The sequence below is a fragment of the Streptomyces solincola genome, from assembly GCF_002982015.1.
Classification (GTDB): Bacteria; Actinomycetota; Actinomycetes; order Streptomycetales; family Streptomycetaceae; genus Streptomyces; species Streptomyces solincola.
In genome coordinates, this window is the sequence record NZ_PVLV01000117.1 from 1 (window position 1) to 4,735 (window position 4,735).

The 4,735-nt window shown below is 73.0% G+C and carries 5 protein-coding genes and 1 pseudogene; 5 read left to right on the forward strand and 1 reads right to left on the reverse strand.

Annotated features, from left to right (window positions below):
- Nucleotides 1–121: 121 nt before the first annotated feature.
- From ettA to C6N75_RS09410, 3 genes are read left to right on the forward strand one after another with little or no spacing between them, the layout of a single operon-like run.
- A complete protein-coding gene (gene ettA / locus C6N75_RS09400; RefSeq protein ID WP_105868409.1) occupies nt 122–1,786 on the forward strand; it encodes an energy-dependent translational throttle protein EttA in 1,665 nt (554 codons plus the stop codon).
- A gap of 10 nt (nt 1,787–1,796) precedes the next feature.
- Entirely contained in the window at nt 1,797–2,231 is a 435-nt protein-coding gene (locus C6N75_RS09405) for an acyl-CoA thioesterase (protein WP_105868410.1), read from the forward strand.
- On the forward strand, nt 2,228–2,884 hold the full coding sequence (locus C6N75_RS09410) for a hypothetical protein (RefSeq protein ID WP_105868411.1): 657 nt from the start codon (nt 2,228–2,230) through the stop codon (nt 2,882–2,884). Before C6N75_RS09405 ends, C6N75_RS09410 begins: the two co-directional genes overlap by 4 nt.
- Before the next feature lie 19 nt (nt 2,885–2,903).
- Here C6N75_RS09410 and C6N75_RS09415 read toward each other — a convergent pair whose 3' ends face one another.
- A complete protein-coding gene (locus C6N75_RS09415) occupies nt 2,904–3,308 on the reverse strand; it encodes a globin (RefSeq protein ID WP_105868412.1) in 405 nt (134 codons plus the stop codon).
- A 221-nt stretch (nt 3,309–3,529) separates the two neighbouring features.
- Between C6N75_RS09415 and C6N75_RS09420 the strand changes: the two genes are divergently transcribed.
- Together C6N75_RS09420 and C6N75_RS09425 are read left to right on the forward strand one after the other, a co-directional pair.
- Nucleotides 3,530–4,195, forward strand: a complete 666-nt coding sequence (locus C6N75_RS09420; RefSeq protein ID WP_105868413.1) for a lysophospholipid acyltransferase family protein — start codon at nt 3,530–3,532, stop codon at nt 4,193–4,195.
- Nucleotides 4,196–4,255: 60 nt separating this feature from the next.
- A pseudogene (locus C6N75_RS09425) lies at nt 4,256–4,735 on the forward strand (methyltransferase domain-containing protein); the annotation flags it as partial.

Below are 4,735 nucleotides of genomic sequence, written 5' to 3' on the forward strand. Positions count from 1 at the left end.
GAGTGGGCAGATACACCCATCTTGCCGTACCCCGGCCCCCCGACTACTCGTTGTCGTCGGGGGGCCGGGGTACGGCAAGATGGGTGTATCTGCCCACTCTCGGATTGCCGGACGGTTTCTCTTGGCTGAGTACATCTACACGATGCGCAAGACGCGCAAGGCGCACGGCGACAAGGTCATCCTCGATGACGTGACGCTGAGCTTCCTGCCCGGCGCGAAGATCGGTGTGGTCGGCCCGAACGGCGCCGGTAAGTCCACCGTGCTCAAGATCATGGCGGGTCTGGAGCAGCCGTCCAACGGCGACGCGTTCCTCTCGCCCGGCTACAGCGTCGGCATCCTGCTCCAGGAGCCCCCGCTGGACGAGAGCAAGACCGTCCTGGAGAACGTCCAGGAGGGCGTCGCCGAGACCAAGGGCAAGCTGGACCGGTTCAACCAGATCGCCGAGGAGATGGCGACGGACTACACCGACGCTCTCATGGAGGAAATGGGCAAGCTCCAGGAGGACCTGGACCACGCGAACGCCTGGGACCTCGACGCGCAGCTCGAGCAGGCCATGGACGCGCTGGGCTGCCCGCCCGGCGACTGGCCGGTGAACAACCTCTCCGGTGGCGAGAAGCGCCGCGTCGCGCTCTGCAAGCTGCTGCTGGAGGCCCCCGACCTGCTGCTGCTCGACGAGCCCACCAACCACCTGGACGCCGAGTCCGTGCAGTGGCTGGAGCAGCACCTCGCCAAGTACGCCGGCACCGTCGTCGCCATCACCCACGACCGGTACTTCCTGGACAACGTCGCCGAGTGGATCCTGGAGCTGGACCGCGGCCGCGCCTACCCCTACGAGGGCAACTACTCCAAGTACCTGGAGACCAAGCAGACCCGTCTCAAGGTCGAGGGCCAGAAGGACGCCAAGCGCGCCAAGCGGCTCAAGGAAGAGCTGGAGTGGGTCCGCTCCAACGCCAAGGGCCGCCAGGCCAAGTCCAAGGCCCGTCTCGCCCGCTACGAGGAGATGGCCGCCGAGGCGGAGAAGACCAGGAAGCTGGACTTCGAGGAGATCCAGATCCCGCCGGGCCCGCGCCTGGGCAGCGTCGTCGTCGAGGTCGAGAACCTCAACAAGGCCTTCGGCGACAAGGTCCTCATCGACGACCTCAGCTTCACCCTCCCGCGCAACGGCATCGTCGGCGTGATCGGCCCCAACGGCGCCGGCAAGACCACGCTGTTCAAGATGATCCAGGGCCTGGAGGACGCCGACTCCGGCTCCATCAAGGTCGGCGAGACCGTCAAGATCAGCTACGTCGACCAGAGCCGCTCCAACATCGACCCCAAGAAGACGCTGTGGGCCGTCGTCTCCGACGAGCTGGACTACATCAACGTCGGCCAGGTCGAGATGCCCTCCCGCGCCTACGTCTCGGCGTTCGGCTTCAAGGGCCCGGACCAGCAGAAGCCGGCCGGGGTGCTCTCCGGCGGCGAGCGCAACCGCCTCAACCTGGCGCTCACCCTCAAGCAGGGCGGCAACCTGCTGCTCCTCGACGAGCCGACCAACGACCTCGACGTCGAGACCCTGTCCTCCCTGGAGAACGCCCTCCTGGACTTCCCCGGCTGCGCCGTGGTCGTCTCCCACGACCGCTGGTTCCTCGACCGGGTCGCCACGCACATCCTGGCGTACGAGGGCGAGTCCAAGTGGTTCTGGTTCGAGGGGAACTTCGAGTCCTACGAGAAGAACAAGATCGAGCGCCTGGGCGCGGACGCGGCCCGGCCGCACCGTGCCACGTACAAGAAGCTCACCCGGGGCTGAGGCAGCGGCAGTGGCTCGACACATCTACCAGTGCCCGTTGCGCTGGTCGGACATGGACGCCTTCGGGCACGTCAACAACGTGGTCTTCCTCCGCTACCTGGAGGAGGCCCGGATCGACTTCATGTTCCGGCTGGCGCCGGGCGACGGTTCGCCGTCGTTCTCCGGCGGGTCCGTGGTGGCCCGGCACGAGATCGACTACGTACGGCCCCTGGTGCACCGGCACGAGCCGGTGACCGTCGAATCCTGGGTCACCAAGATCGGCGCGGCCTCGCTCACCATCGCGTACGAGATCAAGGACCCCGGCACGGTGTACGTCCGGGCGTCCACGGTCGTCGTGCCGTTCGACCTCGACGCCCAGCGGCCGCGCCGCATCAGCGCCGAGGAGCGGTCCTTCCTGGAGGAGTACGTGGACGACGGCATGCACGGGGAGGCCCCCGCGGCATGACGGCGCCGCTGCACTTCGCCGACGCCAGGGAGGCGGACGATCTCGCCGCCTTCCTGGCCCGGCTGCTCCACTACGACCGGGCCGCCGCGGTCCGCCTCCAGGCGGGCGGCGGCACCCTGGCCGTGTTCGGACGGCCGCCGTCCTTCGAGGTGCTGGCCGTCCGCACCGCGTCCCTGCTGGACGACGCCGCGCTGGACGCCACCGTCTCCGCCGGCCGACTCCTCGACGGCATCGCCGAGTCCGAGGGCAAGGCCGTACTGCCCGAGCCCGTCACCGGACCGCCGTGGGCCGGGGTGCTGCCCCCGCGCGGCGGCTGGCGGGAGGTCCCCGGACTGCCCCCGGCCGCCACCCTGCGCGGCGCCGTCGGCGCGGCCGTCGCGGAGTTCCGCGGCCTGGCCGACGCCCTGCCCGAGCAGCGGCGCACCCGCGCCGAACGCGACCGCATCGGCCGGGAGATCTGGACCCGCACCGTCGGCTCCACCGGGCTGCCGCTGCGCGCCGTGCACGCGGCGCAGGCGCTCGGCTTCCTCCCGGCGCCGCAGGTGCCGGTCGGCCTGCTGGCCGCCGGCCCCTGGCTGCGGCTGCGCACCCCGTTCGGCTCCGTCGCCGTCCGCACCTCCGGCGCCGGCGGCCTGAGCGTCACCGCGCGCTGAGCCCTCCGGGCGGGAGGGCTCAGCCCGCGGTGTTGACCATCGAGGCAGCGGCGTACGTCAGGTAGTTCCAGAGCGTCCGCTCGTGCTCCTCGGACAGGCCCAGCTCGTCCACGGCCGCCCGCATGTGCTTCAGCCAGGCGTCGTGCGCGGCGCGGTCCACGGTGAAGGGGGCGTGCCGCATCCGCAGCCGCGGGTGGCCGCGGTTGTCGCTGTAGGTGCGCGGGCCGCCCCAGTACTGCATGAGGAACAGCACCAGCCGCTCCTCGGCCGGGCCCAGGTCCTCCTCCGGGTACATCGGCCGCAGCAGCGGGTCGCCGGCCACCCCCTCGTAGAACCGGCGGACCAGGCGGCGGAAGGTCTCCTCGCCGCCCACCTGCTCGTAGAAGGTCTGCTCCTGAAGCGTGCCGCGCGGGATCTCGTTCACGCCTCCATCGTCTCAGACGGCCCGGCGGAGGTCCGCGGGCCTAGGACCCGCCGTCTCCGGCCGGGGAGAAGCTGAGTACGAGCGCTCAGGACCGGGGCGGGCCGCCCGCCGAGGATGGGTCACCGACGGCCCCGGACCCGGGGCCGCGAGCCCAGGGCCGGGAGCGGACCACCCCGGCCCCGACCCGGGGCCGCCGACGGCCCCGACCAGGGAGACGCCCCGTGCTCAGCCGCCTCGCCGACCTGCTGGTGCCCGCCTTCGGCCGGCTCACCGTCACCTCGGACCCGGGCGCGGAGCTGCGGCCCGGCAGCATCGTCACCGCCAACCACACCTCGCTCGCCGACCCCGCCGTGGTGCTCGCCGCACTGCACCGGCTCGGCGCCCGGCCGGTGGTGATGGCCACCGCCGGACTGTGGCGGGCGCCCGTCCTCGGCCGCGCCCTGGCCCGCGAGGGGCACATCCCGGTCCACCGCGGCGGCCCGCGCGCCGCCGACTCGCTCGACCTCGCCGCCGACGCCCTGCGGGACGGCAGGCTGCTGCTGATCTACGCCGAGGGCGGCATCCCCGAGCGCCCGGACTCCGCCGAGGCCGCGCCCGCCGCCTTCCGCAGCGGCCTGGCCCGGCTCGCCCTGCGCACCGGGGCCCCGATCGTCCCCGTCGGCCAGGCCGGCGCCCGCAGGATCACCTCCGGCAGCGTGCCCAAGCAGCTCGCCGGCCTGGCCACCGCCCCCCTGCGCCGCCCCTGCCTGCACGTCCACGTCGGCGCCCCGGTGCGGCTGACCGGCGACGGGCTCATGGCGGGCACCGGCCAGGCGCACCGGGCCGTCACCGACGCCTGGCGCACGGCGGCCGGCCGCCTCGGCGAGCCCGCCGCGCTCGCCGCCTGACGGCCGCGCGGGGCCGGACCCGTGGTCGCCGGGCGGGCCCCGGAGCAGCACAGTGGAGGTATGGGCACACACCGGGACACGCGCCGAGACGACCCGTTCGCCGAGCCGGCGGCGAAGGCGCGGCACGAGCTGGTACGGGAGATCGCGGCCGGCGGCGACCTTCCCGACCCGGCCTGGCGGGCCGCCTTCGAGGAGGTGCCCCGCCACCTGTTCGTGCCGGGCTACCACATCGGCGTGCTGGGTGGTTACGAGCGGCTGGCCGCCGAGGACCCCGACCCGGACAAGCGGGCGCGCTGGCTGGAGGGCGCCTACCTGGACCGGCCGCTGGCCACCGACGTACGCGGCGGGGAGCTGGTCTCCTCCTCCAGCCAGCCGTCGCTGATGGCCGGGATGCTCCAGGCGCTGGAGCTGCGGGACGGGGAAGCCGTGCTGGAGATCGGCACCGGCACCGGCTACAACGCGGCGCTGCTCTGCCACCGGCTCGGCGACGGGCTGGTGACCACCGTCGACCTGGACGAGGGCATCACCGGGCCGGCCCGG